This window comes from Sporomusa sp. (assembly GCF_035561255.1).
GTDB lineage: Bacteria > Bacillota > Negativicutes > Sporomusales > Sporomusaceae > Sporomusa.
The window spans coordinates 1-2,862 of sequence record NZ_DATMXX010000324.1 but is presented as its reverse complement, the minus strand read 5'-3'; the positions used below and the strand labels follow the sequence as shown (position 1 = coordinate 2,862).

Here is a 2,862-nt window from a genome sequence, read left to right as displayed (position 1 = left end):
AAGAGAAATGCGGGCGGGAATTGTTCGCTAACATCGTAGCTCTGGGAACCATTGCTAAGCTTACAGGTGCTGTTAGCCTGGATGCCTTAGAAAAAGCTGTTCTGGCCCGTGTGCCCAAAGGCACTGAGGAAATGAACAAGTTGGCTCTGCAAGTAGGCTACCAGGCAGTATAACCCCAATAACAACCTCTGGCTCGTCCGTCAGAGGTTGTTATATTCTGGATGGTCATGGTATTCAAATTAGCTGTGCAACATTATCAGGGACGCTTTTTGATTTGGGGTAGGCCGCCTCTTGCAGGGCGGTTTTTTTGTCCCTGTTATTATCCGCTGGTAATCGATTTTACGTTGTTGGTCGAGATAGAATAGCTCCGCTAGGTATAAATATTTAGAATTGAGATGAATTCGAAATATTTAATCAATTTGGAGGGGAATATGAGTAAACAGAAATGGGTGTATCTTTTGGTAGCCTGCGCCTGCCTGTTTGGGGTTATCTGGCTGACACCAGATGTTAAAGGCCTAACTTTAGCCGGAAAAAAGTCGATTGCCGTAGCTATTTTCGCAATTATTGTCTGGGTTTCGCAGGCGTTGGATGATGCCATTAGCGGTCTTGTCATCGTATTTCTACTTGCGGCCCTGGGTGCTGCCAAACTGGGAGATGCCTTCAGTGGTTACTCAAATACCGCCGTCTGGCTAATTGTTATCGGATTTATTATGGCCGGGTGTATGGAGAAATCCGGGTTATCAAAAAGAATTGCTTTGCTACTGGTAAATTCAGCTAAGGGCTCAGCAATAAAAGTGTATTGGGCCGTTGCCCTTGTCATGTTGGTAACAAGTTTTTTAGTGCCTTCTATAACAGCCAGAACGCTATTAATGCTGCCTATCATTGTTGGTATTGGCCAGGCTTTCGGTGCCAAACAGGGACAAAGTAACATTGTGAAGGCCTTGTTATTTATTGTAGCTATGAGCGGCACAATGATGAGCATTGGTATCCTTACTGCTCATGTTGGCAACCCAATTACTGTCGGCTTAATTGAAGTAGCCACTAAAAACACAATTTCCTGGTCGGCTTGGTTCCAGATCGGTGGTCCTCCCGCTTTTCTGCTTGCGGCAATATCAGTATTTATATTACAGAAAATGTGGGATCCCGAGATTAAGACACTGGGAGAGGGACAGGACTATGTTCGTAAGGAGCTAGACTCACTTGGCAAATTCACTCGACAAGAGGTATATACTACGTTTATTTTTTTATTAACACTGGCTTTATGGGCGACAGACTCTCTGCATAAGGTTAACGTTGTTTTGGTCGGGATGGTAGCTGCCGTTCTATTATTGTGGCCTGGATCTGGTGTTATGTCTTGGAAAGAAGCACAGCAGAAAGTCCCCTGGAATATCTTTGTCTTATATGGCGCCGGCTTATCCATGGGGACCGCGCTGGTAACTTCAGGAGCGGCTAAATGGCTGGCCGGCACTATGCTAGGTCCAATTAGTGCAATCCCCCACGCAACTCAAATGATTACTCTTATCTGGCTAGTAACAGCGCTTCAGATATTCTTCACAGGGGGAGGCCCGAAAACGACTGCGCTAACCCCGATCATTATTGCCCATGCTGTTGCTATTGGCGTCGACCCACTGCCCTTTGCACTAATTTTAGGAATGAATATGCAGCACCAATATCTTCTCCCGGTAAGCAATATGCCAAATGCTATCGCAATTGGAACAGGTCATGTAACCTCTGGAGAGATTATTAAGACCGGTGCGGTAATGAGCATTCTAGCAGCAATATTTATGAGTATTATGGTATTAACTTATTGGAAATGGATCGGTGTAGCATAGTTTAAAAAATGAAAATGTAAAGGCTGTTATTTCCACGAAAGTAATGGAAATAACAGCCTTTTTTACAGACTAATGAAGATTAAACCAATAGTTATGAAAACAGCACCAATGATTTGGCTGCTGGTAATCATCTCATTTAACAAAAAATAGCTTAAACTGATGGTGACCAATGGCGCACAAGACATAATAAGTGACACTTCATTAATATTGCCGTCTTTCAAGGCATAAAAATAGGCTAAATCGCCCAGCAGTGCCGCTAGGACAGCCTCAATTGTAATAATAATCCAAAGCGAGGGGGGCACTGTCAGCAATTCATTAAAGCCTCTGGCACTGAGGAACCATGCTGCGATAATAATAGCAGCAATCATAGTACGCAAGACAAAAGCCGTTACTGGGTTTACGCTGTTTAGGACTGCTTTTCCAAATAGCGGTGCTAATCCCAGGCAGAAAACCCCGGCCAGAGCATAAATTAGAAACATCGTTATCCCTACCTCATTTCATACAGCCCTGTTGTAAAATAAGTATGCTAAGAACTGTTTAAAAATAAGTTGTACTTAAATAGTACGTAAAAAAGCGCTACAACTTTAGTAGCGCTTAGCGTGGTTGTTTTAAGTTACTTGGTGCGAAGAAGGTTATAGGCTTTGGCAGAGACATTGGCAATAAAATTGCTTGCATATGGGGGTACTCTGCGGGTTGTTGTATAAGCACTAATCAGTATCTGATCACGCCCATCATCGACTAGGCCCACATCGCATTGTACCCCAGGGAGTTCACCTACTTTGTGGAATACCTTGCTGTTATGCATGAAGCGGGGGATTTCTTCCTGAAAAATTGTTTTGGACAATTCTTCTTTTAAGATCGATGAGAACTCTTTGCCAAGATAGGCTTCATTATAGATCGTTTCAAAGACAAAGGCCATTTCAGCAGGTGTTGTGACGCTGTGATAATTGTATTTGTTAAATGCTTCACGGCTGTGAATCCTTGTGTGAATAAGCTTAAGATCAGTTAATACCCGCGTAAGGGAGTCAGG

Annotated in this window: 4 protein-coding genes; 2 read left to right on the top strand and 2 right to left on the bottom strand. The window is 43.4% G+C overall.

What is annotated here, in order from left to right:
- On the top strand, positions 1 to 173 hold a 173-nt coding region (locus tag VN379_RS17715; RefSeq protein ID WP_414715014.1), incomplete at its 5' end, for a 2-oxoacid:acceptor oxidoreductase family protein.
- Between the two features lie 258 nt (positions 174 to 431).
- The gene (locus tag VN379_RS17710; protein ID WP_325536235.1) at positions 432 to 1,832 is read left to right on the top strand and encodes a DASS family sodium-coupled anion symporter; all 1,401 of its coding nucleotides are present in this window, start codon (positions 432 to 434) and stop codon (positions 1,830 to 1,832) included.
- Between the two features lie 62 nt (positions 1,833 to 1,894).
- Here the strand turns inward: VN379_RS17710 and VN379_RS17705 are convergent, their stop codons facing one another.
- Entirely contained in the window at positions 1,895 to 2,311 is a 417-nt protein-coding gene (locus tag VN379_RS17705) for an EamA family transporter (RefSeq protein ID WP_325536233.1), read from the bottom strand.
- 134 nt (positions 2,312 to 2,445) lie between these two features.
- Positions 2,446 to 2,862: serine hydrolase (locus VN379_RS17700; RefSeq protein WP_325536231.1), on the bottom strand; the 417-nt coding region annotated here is incomplete at its 5' end.